The 17,194-nt window shown below is 61.8% G+C and carries 16 protein-coding genes and 1 pseudogene; 6 read left to right on the plus strand and 11 right to left on the minus strand.

The window, feature by feature from the left end; genetic code table 11:
* Window positions 1-191 precede the first annotated feature (191 nt).
* The 3 genes from M1E04_RS20015 to M1E04_RS20025 all read right to left on the minus strand — a co-directional run bounded on the left by M1E04_RS20015 (window position 192) and on the right by M1E04_RS20025 (window position 2,260).
* Complete coding sequence (locus M1E04_RS20015) at window positions 192-935, minus strand: fimbrial biogenesis chaperone (RefSeq protein WP_192132361.1); 744 nt, start codon at window positions 933-935, stop codon at window positions 192-194.
* A 72-nt stretch (window positions 936-1,007) separates the two neighbouring features.
* The gene (locus M1E04_RS20020; RefSeq protein ID WP_456291910.1) at window positions 1,008-1,592 is read right to left on the minus strand and encodes a fimbrial protein; all 585 of its coding nucleotides are present in this window, start codon (window positions 1,590-1,592) and stop codon (window positions 1,008-1,010) included.
* 338 nt (window positions 1,593-1,930) lie between these two features.
* Window positions 1,931-2,260 (minus strand): hypothetical protein, encoded by a 330-nt coding sequence (locus tag M1E04_RS20025; protein WP_456291911.1) that lies wholly within the window; start codon window positions 2,258-2,260, stop codon window positions 1,931-1,933.
* Window positions 2,261-2,561: 301 nt separating this feature from the next.
* Here M1E04_RS20025 and M1E04_RS20030 point away from each other — a divergent pair, with 301 nt between their 5' ends.
* From M1E04_RS20030 to M1E04_RS20045, 4 genes are read left to right on the plus strand one after another with little or no spacing between them, the layout of a single operon-like run.
* Window positions 2,562-3,722, plus strand: a complete 1,161-nt coding sequence (locus tag M1E04_RS20030) for an efflux RND transporter periplasmic adaptor subunit (RefSeq protein WP_456291912.1) — start codon at window positions 2,562-2,564, stop codon at window positions 3,720-3,722.
* Complete coding sequence (locus tag M1E04_RS20035; RefSeq protein WP_456291913.1) at window positions 3,719-6,862, plus strand: multidrug efflux RND transporter permease subunit; 3,144 nt, start codon at window positions 3,719-3,721, stop codon at window positions 6,860-6,862. The genes M1E04_RS20030 and M1E04_RS20035 overlap by 4 nt, the downstream gene beginning before the upstream one ends.
* Window positions 6,863-6,916: 54 nt before the next feature.
* The gene (locus M1E04_RS20040; RefSeq protein ID WP_065990091.1) at window positions 6,917-7,594 is read left to right on the plus strand and encodes a heavy metal response regulator transcription factor; all 678 of its coding nucleotides are present in this window, start codon (window positions 6,917-6,919) and stop codon (window positions 7,592-7,594) included.
* On the plus strand, window positions 7,584-8,948 hold the full coding sequence (locus M1E04_RS20045; RefSeq protein WP_456291914.1) for a heavy metal sensor histidine kinase: 1,365 nt from the start codon (window positions 7,584-7,586) through the stop codon (window positions 8,946-8,948). The genes M1E04_RS20040 and M1E04_RS20045 overlap by 11 nt, the downstream gene beginning before the upstream one ends.
* 210 nt (window positions 8,949-9,158) lie before the next feature.
* On the opposite strand, the gene M1E04_RS20050 is transcribed toward M1E04_RS20045, so the two are convergent.
* A complete protein-coding gene (locus tag M1E04_RS20050) occupies window positions 9,159-9,500 on the minus strand; it encodes a zinc ribbon domain-containing protein YjdM (protein ID WP_065990097.1) in 342 nt (113 codons plus the stop codon).
* A gap of 153 nt (window positions 9,501-9,653) precedes the next feature.
* Between M1E04_RS20050 and M1E04_RS20055 the strand changes: the two genes are divergently transcribed.
* Complete coding sequence (locus M1E04_RS20055) at window positions 9,654-10,088, plus strand: DUF1810 domain-containing protein (RefSeq protein ID WP_369318848.1); 435 nt, start codon at window positions 9,654-9,656, stop codon at window positions 10,086-10,088.
* Window positions 10,089-10,100: 12 nt separating this feature from the next.
* Here the strand turns inward: M1E04_RS20055 and M1E04_RS20060 are convergent, their stop codons facing one another.
* The 5 genes and pseudogenes from M1E04_RS20060 to pmbA all read right to left on the minus strand — a co-directional run bounded on the left by M1E04_RS20060 (window position 10,101) and on the right by pmbA (window position 14,047).
* Complete coding sequence (locus tag M1E04_RS20060; protein ID WP_456291915.1) at window positions 10,101-10,988, minus strand: ZIP family metal transporter; 888 nt, start codon at window positions 10,986-10,988, stop codon at window positions 10,101-10,103.
* 28 nt (window positions 10,989-11,016) lie between these two features.
* Window positions 11,017-11,628 (minus strand): superoxide dismutase, encoded by a 612-nt coding sequence (locus M1E04_RS20065; RefSeq protein WP_456291916.1) that lies wholly within the window; start codon window positions 11,626-11,628, stop codon window positions 11,017-11,019.
* A gap of 1 nt (window position 11,629) precedes the next feature.
* A pseudogene (locus tag M1E04_RS20070) lies at window positions 11,630-12,091 on the minus strand (hypothetical protein).
* Window positions 12,092-12,102: 11 nt separating this feature from the next.
* Window positions 12,103-12,534, minus strand: a complete 432-nt coding sequence (locus M1E04_RS20075; protein ID WP_244160381.1) for a FagA protein — start codon at window positions 12,532-12,534, stop codon at window positions 12,103-12,105.
* Window positions 12,535-12,700: 166 nt separating this feature from the next.
* Window positions 12,701-14,047, minus strand: coding sequence for a metalloprotease PmbA (pmbA, locus tag M1E04_RS20080; RefSeq protein ID WP_192132376.1), 1,347 nt, complete (start codon window positions 14,045-14,047; stop codon window positions 12,701-12,703).
* A gap of 93 nt (window positions 14,048-14,140) precedes the next feature.
* On the opposite strand from pmbA, the gene yjgA reads away from it, so the two are divergent.
* Window positions 14,141-14,662, plus strand: a complete 522-nt coding sequence (gene yjgA / locus M1E04_RS20085) for a ribosome biogenesis factor YjgA (protein ID WP_456291917.1) — start codon at window positions 14,141-14,143, stop codon at window positions 14,660-14,662.
* Window positions 14,663-14,711: 49 nt separating this feature from the next.
* Here the strand turns inward: yjgA and tldD are convergent, their stop codons facing one another.
* Entirely contained in the window at window positions 14,712-16,154 is a 1,443-nt protein-coding gene (gene tldD / locus M1E04_RS20090) for a metalloprotease TldD (protein WP_456291918.1), read from the minus strand.
* Between the two features lie 2 nt (window positions 16,155-16,156).
* Complete coding sequence (locus M1E04_RS20095; RefSeq protein WP_456291919.1) at window positions 16,157-17,008, minus strand: carbon-nitrogen hydrolase family protein; 852 nt, start codon at window positions 17,006-17,008, stop codon at window positions 16,157-16,159.
* Window positions 17,009-17,194: the final 186 nt, after the last annotated feature.

Below are 17,194 nucleotides of genomic sequence, written 5' to 3' on the forward strand. Positions count from 1 at the left end.
GTCGATGCGGGACGAGCATGCTGCGATCCGTGCATCTCCCTGGGTGTGATCTCGGGGTTCCATTGGCTGGTTTCACTCGTGTTCTCGATTCCGACGCGCTGGCAAATCATGTTTGGCAGGCGCAAGGCGCTGGAGCCGCATGACTGCGACCGAAGAAAGACCTGGGTAAAATCCGGCCCGCGACTGAGTGGCTACTCGGCCCGGGTGATGACGTTGGCGGCCTTGATGGCTTGAGTCGTCTGGCCACCGGACACCTTTGCGGTGTACGGCTCCTGCGCGCCGAAATCGTTGATGCTGATGAACCGCAGGTCCACCGCGTGACCACTGGCCGATTGAGTGAGCGGCAATTGAACGGTCTGCTTTGGCGCCAGCATCCTGCTGTCCGCCTTGAACAGCGTCTTGCCCTGCTGGCGGGCGTCGATCTGAATCATCGAAACGTGATACGACGTCGGATTGCTGACTTCCAGCTGGCCGTCATGCATGCGCCATTTGAGGTTTTTGGCAGCGTCGAGCGGATCGTCACTCAAACCGGCGGGCCGGTAGAAGAGTTTGATGCGCTGACGAATCGCGATCTGCAGCTGATTATCCTTCGCCGATTGCGGGATCTCCTGGACGTTGAGCCAGAACACCGACTCGCGATCCTGAGGCAAACCTTCGCCGGCGTAGATCACCCGAATCATTTGCCGGGCACTGCCCGCCATTCGCGCCAGCGGCGGAGTGACGACAAAAGGCAGATTCTCGGTGTCGTTCTGCGCTTCGAGCCATGACTGGGCGAGGATGTCAGCCGTCCCGCTGTTGTTCACAACGAAACTGACTTCCTTGTCCGTAGCCTGGTAGATGACACGCGTGGTGTTGAGCACGATACCCGCCTGCGCCGGGGCAGCCAGGAGCAGGCCCAGCCATAGGGCCGAGCCGCGAATGAAATCAGGAAACATGGTGAGACCGTCTTGGGCTGTGGGGTGGACACGCCAGGAAGGCGAGCGAGCAACGCCCGCTCGCCCGCTACATCACTGGTAATCCATCACGAACGGCAGGAAGCCGTCGGCATTACCCGGGTTGGTGGCCGCGCCGTTGAGGACGTACACCGCGCCGAAGTTGATCTCGGCGGTCGCGCCATCGGCACCGTCCTTGACCAGCGGCGTGTCGATGGTTTCGTTGCCGCTCAGGTCCATCAACTGATTGGATGCATTGAGCAGACCGATGCCCACACCGTCCGCCGCGCCGGTGGCCCGCAGCAGTTTCTGATCGAGGTTATCCAGACCGCTGCCCTGGCGAGCAACGAAGCGCATGTTCACAGTGTTGTATTGAGAGGCGCCGCCGGTGCAATTGACCAACAGCTGGATGGGCGATGCGGTTTCAAGTTTGTTGTCGGCGAAGAGACCGATGTCGGAAAACGAGACGTTGCCCAGGTCTACGTTGATCTCGCCGGGGTTGTTGCCAGGGGTGGCGCCCGTTCCGGCGCCGATGTCACACGTGATATTGGTCAGGGTACCGGTGAAAACAAGTTTGCCGTTGTTCGCAGCATTCGCGATCCCGGAAATGCCAAGCCCCATTGCGGCCACGATAGCCAGGGTAAGAGAAAGCTTTTTCATATAACGACGTTCCTTGTGTCGATTCGTGTGTGCCCAAAAGGACGACACGAACTATAAGCAGCGTCTTCAAGGTCGGCTGTCAGGCGATCTACCTCTTTTGGATTGAAAACACAGTTGCGCGTGTGGGACCTTTCAGTAGGAGGTGACGCTTCTGTGTCAGACCCCAAGCAGGCCGCGGCTTGCGGCATTACGTCCTCAGAAAACCTGAGGCGAACGTTTGCACGGTGCCCCGAAAGGCCTGGCCGCAGACGAGCCCCTTTAAAGCGTTCACCCACAAAAAACCCGGCTCGATTGAGCCGGGTTCGTCAGCAGATAACTTCGGGTGAGCGCGAAAGCGCTTATGGATAAGTCAGCGTGACGATGCCCGCGTGAGCATCCGACCCAGCTGCGGACAGCGCGTTGTAAGTCACCTGCACGGGCCCGACTCGCTGAGCGCACGCGTCATCACCACGGCTTGCGCCCAAGGTGAGATAAGTGTCGGCTGGCAAGGTATTAAAGGAGCCGGTTGAAGACGGAGCGCTATAAACCTGCGCGTCGCACGTCGCATTGACCACGCTACCGTGAAACATTAGCGCGCCTTGGGCAGCCCAGGCGGCCGGCGCCGTCATGGCACACGCACCGATGACCGCGATCGAGAAAAACAGCGAAACAGCCTTTTGGCTTTTCATCGCACTACTCCGGAGTAGGGACCTGCTGAGCGAAATCAGTCCAGCCCCTGGTGAACCAGCATTCAGAACTCACGAAGTTTATGTAGGAATTTTCCCCGTCACAGTAGAACTCGTTCATCGAAACTCGTGGCTTCTATTTGGGTATCGCCCTGCGGCGTTGTTTCTTTACCCACGTTCATCGTCTGCCCTTATTCACCTGACAATATTGACAGGCAGCAGTCATTTTGCTGACCGGGTCAAAGGGTTATAAAGAACGCTCTCGGTTACCCGCCCCTCATTCACTGGTTGGCCCTGTCCCTGTATGCAGAAGAAGAACAACGTTGTGATGCTCGCGACCCTGTTGGTCGTGCTCGTGGTGATAGGCGTCTGGGCAGTGACACGTCCCGCGGCAAAGAAGGTCAGCGCCCCGGTTGCCGTGCCGGTGCGCGTGATCAACGTCATGCAGGAAGACGTGCCGCGTTACGTCACCGGCATCGGCTCGGTGCTGTCGCTGCAAAGCGTGGTGATTCGTCCTCAGGTGGACGGGATTTTGACCAAGGTGCTGGTGAAGGAAGGGCAGCAGGTCAAGGCGGGTGATCTGCTGGCGACCATCGATGATCGCTCGATCCGCGCCGCACTCGATCAGGCCAAAGCGCTGTTGACCCAGAGCCAGGCGCAGCTGAATGTGGCCAATGTCGACCTCAAGCGCTACAAGCTGCTGACCGTCGACAACAGCATCTCGAAACAGCAGTACGATCAGCAGCAAGCGCTGGTCGACCAACTCAAGGCCACGGCGCTGGGCAATCAGGCGTCGATCAATGCCTCGCAAGTGCAGCTGTCCTACACGCAAATACGCTCGCCGGTGACAGGTCGGGTCGGCATCCGCAACGTCGATGAAGGCAACTTCCTGCGCGTCAGCGATGCGACCGGGCTCTTCTCAGTGACGCAGATCGACCCGGTGTCGGTGGAGTTTTCCCTGCCGCAGCAGATGCTCCCCACGCTGCATGATCTGATTGCCTCCAACACGCCCGCACCGGTCAATGCCTACCTCGGCGAAGGCGCGACTGGCACGCTGCTGGGTCAGGGCAAGTTGCTGTTGATCGACAATCAGGTGGCGGCCAGCACGGGCACCATCCGCGCCAAGGCGATATTCGACAATGCGGACGAGAAGCTGTGGCCAGGGCAGTTGGTGACCGTGCGCATTCAGACCGCCATCGATCGCAATGCCTTGAAGGTTCCGCCACAGGTGGTGCAGCGCGGCATCGACCAGCATTATGTTTATCGGATCAAGGGCGACACGGCCGAGGTGGTGCCGGTCAAGGTGCTGTATCAGGACAGCGACCTGATGCTGATCAGCGGGGTGGAGGCCAATGACGTGCTGGTCAGCGACGGTCAGTCGCGTCTGAAAAACGGTTCGCACATCGAGGTGGTCAAGGGTGATCCTGTGGACACCCTGGCCGACTCCACCGGGGCGGCGAAATGAACAGCCGCGGGTCCATTTCCGCGTGGTGCGTCAACCACCCGATCGCCACGGTTCTGCTGACCTTCGCGCTGGTGCTGCTGGGCTGCATCGCCTTCCCTCGCCTGCCGGTGGCGCCGCTGCCGGAGGCCGAGTTTCCGACGATTCAAGTGGCTGCGCAGTTGCCCGGCGCCAGCCCGGAAACCATGGCATCGTCGGTGGCGACGCCGCTCGAAGTGCAGTTCAGCGCCATCCCCGGCATGACCCAGATGACGTCGAGCAGCGCGCTGGGCTCCACCAACCTGACGCTGCAGTTCACCCTCAACAAAAGCATCGACACCGCCGCGCAGGAAGTGCAGGCGGCCATCAACACCGCGGCCGGCCGTTTGCCCGCAGACCTGCCGACCCTGCCGACCTGGCGCAAGGTCAACCCGGCGGACAGCCCGGTGCTGATCCTCAGCGTCAGCTCGAACCTGATGCCCGCCACCGAACTCAGCGACGTCACCGAATCCCTGCTGGCGCGCCAGTTGAGTCAGATCGATGGCGTCGGACAGGTCAACATCACCGGTCAGCAACGTCCGGCAATTCGCGTGCAGGCGGCGCCTGAAAAACTTGCGTCCATCGGGCTGACCCTCGCCGATCTGCGGGAATCCCTGCAGCAGACCAGCCTGAACCTGGCCAAGGGCGCGCTGTACGGCAAAGACAGCATTTCCACCCTCGCCTCCAACGACCAACTGTTTCAGGCAAAGGACTACGAACAACTGATCGTTTCCTACAAAGACGGCGCCCCGGTTCATCTGCGTGACGTGGCGAAAGTCATCAACGGTTCTGAAAACGCCTACGTGCGGGCCTGGTCCGGGGATCAGCAGGGCGTGAACATCGTGGTGTTCCGCCAGCCCGGCGCGAACATCGTCGAGACGGTCGACCGGGTGCTTGGCCAGTTGCCCAAATTGCAGGAAATGCTCCCGGCGTCGGTGGACGTCTCGGTGCTCAGCGACCGCACCAAAACCATTCGTGCATCGTTGCATGAAGTGGAGATGACGCTGCTGATTGCCATCGCGCTGGTGATCGCGGTCATGGCGCTGTTCCTGCGCCAGCTCTCTGCGACGCTGATCGTGACCGCCGTGCTGGGCGTGTCCCTCGTTGCCAGTTTCGCGCTGATGTACGTGCTCGGCTTCAGCCTGAACAACCTGACGCTGGTGGCCATCGTGGTGGCGGTGGGGTTTGTCGTCGACGATGCGATTGTCGTGGTGGAGAACATCCACCGACACCTGGAAGCCGGCGAAAGCAAGCGCGACGCGGCGATCAAAGGGTCCAGCGAAATCGGCTTCACCGTGGTGTCGATCAGCTTTTCGCTGGTCGCGGCATTCATTCCGCTGCTGTTCATGGGCGGCGTGGTCGGCAGGCTGTTCAAGGAGTTCGCGCTGACCGCGACATCGACCATTCTGATTTCGGTGGTGGTCTCGCTGACCCTGGCGCCTACCCTCGCGGCACTGTTCATGCGCGCACCGAAACACGATCCCCACGCCAAGCCCGGCTTCGGCGAGCGACTGCTCGCGCGGTATGCCCGCGGCGTGCGCTTTGCCCTTGCGCACCAGCGATTGATGCTGGGTATTTTCGGCCTGACGTTGGCGCTTGCGGTGGTCGGCTATGTGCTGATCCCCAAGGGATTTTTCCCGGTTCAGGACACCGGTATGGTGCTGGGCACCAGTGAAGCGGCGGCGGATATTTCCTTCCCGGACATGATCGAGAAACACAAACAGCTGGCGAAAATCATCGCCGCGGATCCGGCGGTCAAGGCGTTTTCCCATTCGGTCGGTGTCAGCGGCAGTAACCAGACGATCGCCAACGGCCGGGTGTGGATCGCTCTCAAGGACCGTGCAGACCGTGACGTTTCCGCCAGCCAGTTCATCGACCGGATCCGGCCGAAACTGGCGCAGATCCCCGGCATCGTCCTGTACCTGCGCGCGGGGCAGGACATCAACCTGAGTTCCGGGCCGAGCCGCGCGCAGTACCAATACGTGCTCAAGGGCAACGACGGCGCGCTGCTGAATGTCTGGACGCAAAAGCTGACCGATAAACTGAAGACCCTGCCGGCCTTCCGCGACCTCTCCAACGACCTGCAACTGGGCGGCAGCGTCACGCACCTCGACATCGACCGCAGCGCCGCCGCGCGTTTCGGCCTCACCACGGCGGACGTCGATCAGGCGCTGTACGACGCCTTTGGTCAGCGCCAGATCAACGAATACCAGACCGACATCAACCAGTACAAAGTCATCCTGGAGCTGGAGCCGCAGCAGCGCGGCAAGGCCGAAAGCCTCAATTACTTCTACCTGCGCTCGCCGCTGACCAATGAAATGGTGCCGCTGTCGGCGCTTGCCAAGGTCGGCGCGCCGAAGATGGGACCGTTGTCGATCAGCCATGACGGCATGTTCCCGGCCGCGAACCTGTCGTTCAACCTGTCGGCGGGCGTTGCCTTGGGTGATGCAGTGGTGCTGCTCGATCAGGCGAAGAACGAGATCGGCATGCCCGCCTCGATCATCGGCAACTTCCAGGGCGCGGCCCAGGCGTTCCAGAGTTCGCTGGCCAACCAGCCGTGGCTGATTCTCGCGGCGCTGGTGGCGGTGTACATCATTCTGGGCGTGCTGTATGAAAGCTTCGTCCATCCGCTGACGATCATTTCCACCCTGCCCTCCGCCGGTATCGGTGCGCTGTTGCTGCTGTGGCTGATGGGTCAGGACTTTTCGATCATGGGCCTGATCGGGATCGTGCTGCTGATCGGCATCGTCAAGAAGAACGGCATCCTGCTGGTGGACTTCGCGCTGGACGCCCAGCGCAATCGAGGCATGTCCCCGCGTGACGCCATTTATGAAGCCTGTCTGACGCGCTTTCGGCCCATCATCATGACCACGCTGGCGGCATTGCTCGGCGCGCTGCCGTTGATGCTCGGTTATGGTGTCGGTGCGGAGCTGCGTCAGCCCTTGGGCATTGCCGTTGTCGGAGGGTTGCTGGTGAGCCAGGCGCTGACGCTGTTCACCACGCCCGTGATCTACCTGCAACTGGAGCGACTGTTCCACCGCCCGCGTCAGACGCCTGCTTCGACAGCGCCGGGCGCGACAGCATCCGGTAAGCCGGCGGTTGCGGAACTGGCCACTGAAAAGTAAGCCGTTGAAGCCAAGTACCTAATAAGCAAGCAGTGAAAAAGTGAGCGTGGACCGATGCGTGTCCTGATTATCGAAGACGAAGAGAAAACCGCCGATTACCTGCACCGGGGCCTGACCGAGCAGGGTTACACCACCGACGTCGCGCGCGAAGGCATCGAAGGCCTGCACATGGCGCTGGAAAGCGACTACGCGGTGATCATTCTCGACGTCATGCTGCCCGGCCTGGATGGCTATGGCGTGCTGCGAGCCCTGCGTGCGCGCAAGCAGACGCCGGTGATAATGCTCACCGCCCGCGAGAACGTCGACGATCGCATTCGCGGCCTGCGCGAAGGGGCTGACGACTATTTGGGCAAGCCGTTTTCGTTTCTGGAGTTGGTGGCTCGCCTGCAGGCTTTGACCCGGCGCAGTGGCGGCCACGAGCCGGTGCAGATCAGCGTCGCTGATTTGTGGATCGACCTGATCAGCCGCAAGGCCACGCGGGCCGGCGCACGTCTGGATCTCACGGCGAAGGAGTTTTCGCTGCTGAGCGTACTGGCTCGGCGTCAGGGGGAAATCCTGTCGAAGACGTCGATTGCCGAGATGGTCTGGGACGTGAATTTCGACAGCGATGCCAACGTCGTCGAAGTCGCGATCAAACGCCTGCGTGCCAAGCTCGACGGGCCGTTCGAGCAAAAACTGCTGCACACCATTCGCGGCATGGGTTACGTGCTGGAGAGCCGTCGTGTCGACTAATTCCATCGCCCTGCGCCTGAGCGGCATGTTCGCCCTCGTGGCACTGCTGGTGTTTCTGTTGATCGGCTGGGCGCTTTACCTGCAAGTGGACAAGGGCCTCGGGCTGTTGCCGGAAGCCGAAGTCGACGCCCGTTACAGCGTGCTCGAATCGGCCGTCCAGCGTTATGGAACGCCCGAGCACTGGGCAAAGATCAACGCCAAGCTCAGGCTGCTCAGTGAGGAAGACAAACGCCTGCGCTTTTGGGTGGTCAGCGACAACCCGACCTATGAATTCGGCAACCCGGACACCGAGATCCGCGCTTTCGCCAAAGGCCCGCTGGGCATGCGCGACTTGAACCTGAGCGGCCATGATTACCCGTTCAAAGTGCTGGTCAGTCAGTTCCCGGCGAAAGATCAACGTCCGCCGCTGCGTTTTCTGACAGCGGTGGACACCGAAACCTTCTGGCAGACCCAACATTCCCTGCTCATCGCGCTGATCAGTCTGGCCGCCGTCGGCATCCTGCTCGCGTCTGCTCTGGGTTACTGGGTGGCGCGCATCGGCTTGAAGCCGCTGACGGAGTTGTCTCTGGAGGCGCGCAAACTGACGCCGCCACGACTGAGCGGGCGCCTGAAATTGTCGCATCTGCCGCCTGAACTGGATCAGTTCGTGACCTCGTTCAACTCGACGCTGGATAGGGTCGAGCAGGCCTATTCACGGCTGGAGTCATTCAACGCCGACGTTGCCCATGAACTGCGCTCTCCCCTGACCAACCTCATCGGTCAGACCCAGGTGGCGCTGACCCGCGGGCGCTCGGCCGAGCATTACTTCGAGGTGCTGCAATCCAACCTCGAAGAGCTCGAACGGCTGCGCTCGATCATCAATGACATGCTGTTTCTGGCCAGCGCCGATCAAGGCAGCAAAGCCACTCAACTGACCCAGGCCTCGCTCGCCGTGGAGGTGGCAAAGACCTTGGACTATCTGGATTTCATTCTGGAAGACGCGCAGGTGCAGGTTGAGGTGCGCGGGGATGCCAACGCGCCCATCGAAACCGCGCACTTGCGCCGGGCGCTGATCAACCTGCTGCACAACGCGGTGCAGCACACCTCGCCGGGGCAGTTGATTCAGGTGGACATTCGTGATGAAGGCGATCACGTCAGCATCGGCGTGACCAATCCCGGCGCGCCGATCGCCGGGGAACATCTGCCCAAACTGTTCGAGCGCTTCTATCGCGTCGATGCCTCGCGCAGCAACAGCGGCGCCAACCACGGGCTTGGCCTGGCGATCGTCAAAGCCATCGCCCTGATGCACGGCGGCACCGTGTTCGTGCGCAGCGAGGATGGAGTGAATACGTTCGGGATTAATTTGCCGAGTTGAGGCGGGCATCTGGGTTAGCGTGCGGAAAAACCATGCCGCACACAATCCATTGTGGGAGTGAGCTTGCTCACGAAGCGGTGGGTGCATCCGCGAATCATCTAGCGGTTGAAATGCCGTCTTCGCGAGCAAGCTCACTCCCACAGGTCCAGCAGCGTCACCGAGCTACCGAGTTCATCCCATTCACTCCCACACTATCAGGCCAAGCGATCATCAACCCTTCTTCACAAACTCCGATTTCAGCTTCATCGCGCCGATGCCGTCGATTTTGCAGTCGATGTCGTGATCGCCGTCCACCAGGCGGATGTTTTTGACTTTGGTGCCGACCTTGACTACCAGCGACGAGCCTTTGACCTTCAGGTCTTTGATGACTGTGACGGTGTCGCCGTCCTGCAGGGTGTTGCCCACAGCGTCCTTGATCACCTTGGTGTCATCGCCCGCTTCGGCGCTGGCGCCGTCAGCCGACCACTCGTGGGCGCATTCCGGGCACACGAGCTGGCTGCCATCTTCGTAGGTGTACTCGGAACTGCATTTTGGGCACGGCGGTAAGCTCACGGCGGATCTCGCATCAGAGGGAATAGGCGCAGGATTATAAGGGTTTTTACGCGGTTGAGGAGCAGGCGCCTGAAAGTGCTGGAAACATCACTCGCTGCTGTAGTCTCAATCGCAAGCGCGGCGAGGTGCCGCGATCAGGGCGAGGCGTCAGTAATGAACGATCCATTTGACCTGCAACGATTTGTCGAAGCGCAAGCGTCGATGCACGAACGCGCACTGGCGGAACTGAAGTCCGGGCGCAAGCAGTCGCACTGGATGTGGTTCGTGTTCCCGCAACTGGCCGGTCTGGGCCACAGCGACATGGCTCGGCGGTACGCGATCAGTGGGCGTGACGAGGCGATTGCCTATTTGCAGCATCCGGTATTGGGCGAACGGTTGGCGCGGTGCTGCGAGGCGTTGCTTGAATGGAAAAACCGCAGCGCCATGCAGATCATGGGCTCGCCGGATGACATGAAGCTGCGATCAAGCATGACGCTGTTCGCAGCGGTGGCGCCGGATACGCCGGTTTTCCAGCAGGTGCTTGAGGCGTTTTTCGACGGCAAGCCGGATGCCGTCACGCTGTCGAAGCTGGGCGGAGGCAGGCTGTAGCCGCCCGCCCCCTCAGGCCAGCGCCGTGTCCATCACCATCATCAAGCAGAATCCGACCAGCAATCCGAAGCTGGCGATTTTGTCGTGACCGTTGCGGCGGGATTCGGGGATGACTTCGTGGGTCACCACCAACAGCATCGCCCCCGCCGCCAACGCCAGTCCTACCGGCAACAGTAACGCAGCCACCTCCACCAGCCAGGCGCAGAGCACGGCGAACACCGGCTCGACCAACCCAGACGCCGCGCCGATCAAAAACGCCTTGAGCCGCGACATGCCGGCAGACGCCAGCACCAGCGCGATGACCAGCCCTTCCGGCACGTCCTGAATGGCAATACCCATTGCCAGGCTGTCGGCGTGGGCCAGACCACCACCCGCCGACACGCCCACCGCCATCCCTTCGGGAATGTTGTGGGCAATGATGGCGATGACAAACAGCCAGATGTTCGAGGGGATCGTCGGTTTCCCGGCCACCTCCGATAACGGTGACCCTCTGGAAACCAGCGTGTCGACCAGAAACAAACCGGCCGCGCCGAGCAGTATCCCGAAGCTGATCAACGCTCCCGCGCCCCACGGGGTAAAGCCCAGATCATGGGCCGCGCCCAGGCCCGGCACAATCAACGAAAACGCTGTCGCCGCCAGCATGATGCCGGCGCCGAAACCCAGCAGGCCATCGGACACTGCCACCGGCATGCCGCGGATCACCAGCACCGGCACGGCGCCCAGGGCAGTGCCCAACGCGCAGATGGCGCCGCCTTCCAGCGCTCGCAACATTCTGGGTTCGAGTGCCACCCATGAGAGTCCCTGGGCCACCAGCAAACCGCTGCCGACGAGTACCAGAATCGAGCCCAATGCCAGCCGCAATAACCGCACGCTGCCGAGAGCCAGTATGTCCGAACGCATAAATCGCCTTATCGGGGTCTGGTAGGGATCAGCCAAGCGCCGCTGCGTAGCGCCGGGCAACTTCATCCCAGTTGACGACGTTGTAGAACGCAGCGATGTATTCCGGACGACGGTTCTGGTAGCGCAGGTAATAAGCGTGCTCCCAGACGTCCAGCCCGAGGATCGGCGTGTTGCCGTTCATGAGCGGGCTGTCCTGATTGCCGCTGCTTTCCACGATGAGTTTTTTGTCCGGCGTGACGCTCAGCCAGGCCCAGCCGCTGCCGAAGCGCGTCAACGCTGCTTTGGTGAAAGCGTCCTTGAACGCGTCGAATCCGCCCACTTGCTCGTCAATCGCCTTCGCCAGCGCACCGCCTGGCACGCCGCCACCCTGGGGGCTCATCACCTCCCAGAACAGCGAATGGTTGGCATGCCCGCCGCCCTGATTGATCACCGCCGGGCGCAGTTTTTCCGGAAGCTCGGCCACGCTGGCAACCAGCTTCTCGATCGGCCACTCCGCGTATTCAGTGCCCTCGACGGCTGCGTTGAGGTTGTTGATGTAGGTCTGGTGGTGCTTGCTGTAGTGAATTTCCATGGTCTGCGCGTCGATGTGGGGTTCGAGCGCATCGTAGGCGTAGGGCAAGGCAGGCAAGGTAAAGGGCATGTCAGTGGACTCCATACGAGAGGGTGCCGGCGCGAGCGGCGTGGTGCTGAAGCGCCGAGCGGGAATGTTCGCCGCGGCTGTTGAGCAGGCGTTGGGTGCGTGGGTACTCGCCGTATTGGCCGACGAAACCCAAGAGTTCGCTGTAGGTTTTATTACTGTGGCGCAGCGCTGCCTGTCGCAGGGCGGGCGTCATTTGCGGGTCCTGAATCACATTCAGCATCCGCTGATGCACGGCGCAGAGGTATTCGGCGCTCTCCTCGGGCTGACCCAGACTCAGGTGCAGATCCGCCAGGTTGTGATGAGAAATCACGAACGCCGCAACGGCCTCATCGGCGACGCTCTAACGGTCGAAGAGCACCTGCGCCAGCGCGAGGGCTTGCAGGTACAGCTCGCGCGCATCGATCAAGTCGCCTCGGTTAAAGCAACTGTTACCGCTCAGGATGGTACGTTTCCATTGCTCCATGGCGCAGGTCCTCACGAGTGGCGCCGGCGATCAAAAGCCGTCGGCAGGGCGTTTTGCGGATTCGATGGCGCGGGGTCGGTCAGAGGAATCGACGGCAGCAGTGCGCAGGTCGCCAGACGCTGAGCGAAGGCCTGAACCCGTTGCTGTTGCGCAGCGGATTTGGCGAGCGCCTGCATGTCACGCAGCGGACGCCATGCCTGGTCCAGGCACAGACAACGCCAATGCCAGGGCAGCGCGGTGTCGCTGGCGGTGTCGACCAGCAGGCGAAAGGTGCTTTCACAGATGAGGGATTTGGGCGTGGCGGTGAAGCGCGCCAGATAGCGGCCTTCCGCAAGGTAGTGTTCGATGAGCCGCGGCTCGTCCGGATCCAGCGCGCAGCGAATCCGCAGACTCAATGCGCGCCAGTGTTCCAGGTACGGCGACTCGTGCAGAACAGTGCCCATGACCGAGGCCCACTTAACGAATGAGATTCATTATTAAATGAGTTTAAGAATCAACACAACCCCGGCGATGTATTGAGTCTGCTGCAGTGTCTGAAAGCGCCCATAAAAAAGGCCCGCACCGAAATCGGGGCAGGCCTTGGGGGTGACGCGCTAACGCAGAGCGGAATCAGCTACCCGCCACCATCATCTTCTCGATCAGCACAGAACCGGTGCGGATGTTGCTGCGCAGCTCCAGATCACTGCCCACGGCAACGATTTGCTTGAACATGTCGCGCATGTTGCCGGCGATGGTCACTTCCTGAACCGGGAACTGGATCTCGCCATTCTCGACCCAGAAACCCGCAGCACCACGGGAATAATCGCCGGTGACCATGTTCAGGCCGCTGCCCATCAACTCGGTGACCAGCAGCCCGCGCCCCATGCGGCGGATCAGCGCCGCCTGGTCTTCAGTGCCGTGGCTGACGAACAGGTTATGCACGCCACCCGCGTTCGCGGTGCTCGGCAGGCCCAGTTTGCGGCCCGAATAGGTGCTGAGGATGTAGGAAACCAGATCGCCATTTTCGACGAACGGCTTGGCGTATGTCGCCAGGCCGTCGCCGTCGAACGCGGAACTGCCCATGGCGCCAACCAGATGCGGACGCTCGTCGATGGTCATCCACTCGGGGAACAGGCGCTGACCGATCGCGCCTTCGAGGAATGAAGACTTGCGGTACAGGTTGCCGCCAGAGATCGCGCCCAGCAAACTGCCGAACAGACCGCCCGCCAGCTCGGCGGAGAACAGCACAGGCACTTCGCAGGTCGGCACCGGCCGCGCGCCCAGCCGGCTTGCGGCACGCTCGGCGGCTTTCTGGCCGATCAGCCGGGCGTCCATCAACAGCTCGCCACGGCGATTGACGTCATACCAGTAGTCGCGCTGCATCTGCCCTTCGCCTTCGGCGATCATCACGCAGCTCAGGCTGTGGCGGGTCGACGCGTAGCCGCCGATGAAACCGTGGCTGTTGCCATAAACGCGGCAGCCCTGATGCACGTTCAGCGTGGTGCCGTCGGCGTTCTTGATCCGGCTGTCGGCGTCGAAGGCGGCCGCTTCACAGACCAGCGCGCGTTCGATGGCCTGCTCGGGGGTGATGTCCCACGGGTGATAAAGGTCGAAATTCGGCTGGTCTTTGGCCATCAACGCAGCGTCGGCGAGCCCCGAGGCCTCGTCTTCCGACGTGTGCTTGGCGATGGCCAGCGCGGCGGCAACGGTCTCGCGAATGGCGTCGGGGCCGCTCGCGGAAGTGCTGGCTGAACCCTTGCGGTGGCCTACGTACAAGGTGATGCCGAAACCTTGATCGCGGTTGAATTCGACTGTCTCGACTTCGCGCTGGCGAACCGTGGTGGACAGGCCCTGCTCCAGCGACACGGCGACTTCGCACGCGGTCGCGCCCTGACGTTTGGCTTCAGCGACGATCTGCTCGACCTGCTGTTGCAATGCCGGCAAAGCCTGCGGGCCGACGCTTTCTGATGCACTCATGACGTTCTCCATCAAATTCTGATTTCAGCAGCCGGGCCGGACAACCGGGCCCTGACTGGTTATCATGGCGGCGTTTATTTGCGGACGGCCCCCATGGTTGATTCTTACAACGACTCCTTCGACGGAGAGAAAAGCAAAACCCAGGTCAAACGAGAGCTTCACGCTCTGGTGGAGCTGGGCGAACGCTTGACGACATTCAAGCCCGATGTGCTGGCCAAGCTGCCTCTGACCGACCCTCTGCGTCGGGCACTGGCCGATGCCCCCAAGCACACCGCGCACATTGCGCGCAAACGCCACATTCAATTCATCGGCAAGCTGATGCGCGATCAGGATCTGGATGAAATCCTGGTGCTGCTCGATCAGCTTGACGCCTCTACGCGCCAGTACAACGAGCGCTTTCACAATCTGGAACGCTGGCGTGATCGCCTGGTGACCGGTACCGACGACGTGCTTGAGCAGTTCGTCAGTGAGTACCCGGACGCCGACCGTCAGCAACTGCGCTCGCTGATCCGTCAGGCTCAGCATGAAGCTGCGCAGAACAAGGCCCCTACCGCGACCCGCAAAATTTTCAAATACATCCGCGAGCTAGACGAAAGCAAACGCGGACTGCGCTAAAAATGGCTGCGCCGTTTGAATCACTCAACCGGCGCAAGCCCCTCGATTATCAAGCCCCGCCTGTGCCGCCAACGGTGATCGCATCGATCTTCAGCGTTGGCTGACCGACGCCTACCGGAACCGATTGACCGTCCTTGCCGCAGGTGCCGACGCCGCTGTCCAGGGACAGATCGTTGCCGACCATCGACACACGGCTCATGCATTCCGGGCCGTTGCCAATCAGCGTCGCGCCTTTGACCGGCGCGGTGATTTTGCCGTCTTCGATCAGATAGGCCTCGCTGGTGGAGAACACGAACTTGCCGCTGGTGATATCCACCTGCCCGCCGCCGAGGTTGGCGCAGTAGATGCCGCGCTTGACCGAGGCGATGATTTCCGCCGGATCGCTCTGGCCGCCGAGCATGTAGGTGTTGGTCATGCGCGGCATCGGCAGGTGTGCGTAGGACTCGCGACGGCCGTTGCCGGTGCGCGCGACGCCCATCAACCGTGCGTTGAGCTTGTCCTGCATGTAGCCCTTGAGCACGCCATTTTCGATCAGCGTGGTGCACTCGGTCGGGGTGCCCTCGTCATCGACGGTCAGGGAGCCGCGGCGATCGGCCAGGGTGCCGTCATCGACGATGGTGCAGAGTTTCGACGCAACCATTTCGCCCATGCGGCCGCTGTAGGCCGAGCTGCCCTTGCGGTTGAAGTCGCCCTCAAGGCCGTGGCCGACGGCTTCGTGCAGCAATACGCCGGACCAGCCCGAGCCCAATACGACCGGCAAGGTGCCAGCCGGCGCCGGAATGGCTTCCAGATTGACCAGCGCCTGACGCAACGCTTCACGGGCATAGCCCATCGCACGGTCGTCGCTGAGGAAATAACGGTAATCGGTGCGTCCGCCGCCGCCGTGTCCGCCGCGCTCACGACGGCCGTTCTGCTCGACGATCACGCTGACGTTGAAACGCACCAGCGGACGTACGTCGGCGGCAAGACCGCCGTCAGTGGACGCCACAAGAATACGTTCCCAGACACCGGCCATGCTCACGGTGACTTGCTGAATACGCGGGTCCAGCGCACGGGTGGCGGCGTCGACGCGCTTGAGCAGTTCGACCTTCTCGGCGCGGGTCATGACTTCCAGCGGGTTGTCCGGCGCGTACAGCTGGGCGACGTCCTGGGTGGTGAACGCCTGAACCCGGCCGTTCTGGCCCGCGCGGGAAATCGAGCGAGCGGCCCGGGCCGCCTGGAGCAGGGCTTCATGAGTAATGGCGTTGCTGTAGGCGAAGCCGGTTTTCTCGCCTGACTGCGCGCGTACGCCGACGCCCTGGTCCAGGTTGAAGCTGCCTTCTTTGACGATGCCGTCTTCCAGTGCCCAGGACTCGGAAATCTGCCCTTGAAAATACAGGTCGGCGGCGTCGATGCCTGGACCGGCCAGCTCGCCGAGCACCGATTGCAGGTTGTCTAAGCTCAGGCCGCCTGGTGCCAGAAGGTGTTCGCTGACAGAGGACAAGTGGCTCATATTCACTCCGGGGTATTGGCAGGTCGCACGGCGGCCTGCAAAAAAAATCGCCGGTGATTCGCTACCGGCATGCGCGCCCGTATGGACGCTTGTTCGACGCTGTCTCGTTCGGCCAGCAGCACGGCTTCACCCTGTGCCTGCTCGGCCAGCACGCGGCCCCATGGATCTATGATCGCCGCGTGCCCAAATGTTTCTCTCGGCCCCGGATGAATTCCGCCTTGGGCCGCCGCCAGCACATAGCACTGGGTTTCGATGGCCCGGGCGCGCAGCAGAATGTCCCAGTGCGCCGCGCCGGTTACGGCGGTAAAGGCCGATGGCGCGGTGATCAATTCAGCCCCGGCTTCCCGCAGCGCGGTGTACAGCTCGGGAAAGCGCAGGTCGTAACACACCGAAAGCCCCAGCCGCCCGACCGGGGTGTCGGCCACCACCACGTTGTTGCCATGGGCGTAATCGTCGGATTCCCGGTAACGCCCTCGCGCATCGGCAACGTCGACATCGAACAAGTGCAGCTTGTCGTAACGCGCGACTTGCCGGCCCTGATCGTCAATCAGCAACGAACACGCCGTGACCTTGCCATCCGGCTGACCTTCCGGCGGCAGCGGCAATGTCCCGGCCACTATCCATAAGGTGAGGTCGCGGGCGGCAAGTTTCAACCATGGCAGGATCGGACCTTCGCCAAGGGCCTCGGCGCGGCCGATGGCAGCGATATCACGACGGCCCATGGCAGCGAAGTTTTCCGGAAGCACCGCCAGTTTGGCGCCCGATGCAGCGGCCTGTTCCAGCAGCCGGCGCGCCTGAGCCAGATTGCCGAGCACATCGCTCTGGCTGACCATCTGAATGACTGCGAAGGACATACACGCTCCCCGATCGATAGAACTGCACTCTACTCCAGGCGCCGACGATTGGGCTCGTTCGAAAGCCCCAATTCGACAGCCAACCTTAGTGGGACCGGCTTTAGCCGGGAAGGCGTCAGGTGTTACACCGCAGAGTTTGGCCAACGGAGACAGATTAATTTACGGTGAAGCGCTGTAAATAAATCA

This window comes from Pseudomonas sp. AK106 (assembly GCF_053903055.1).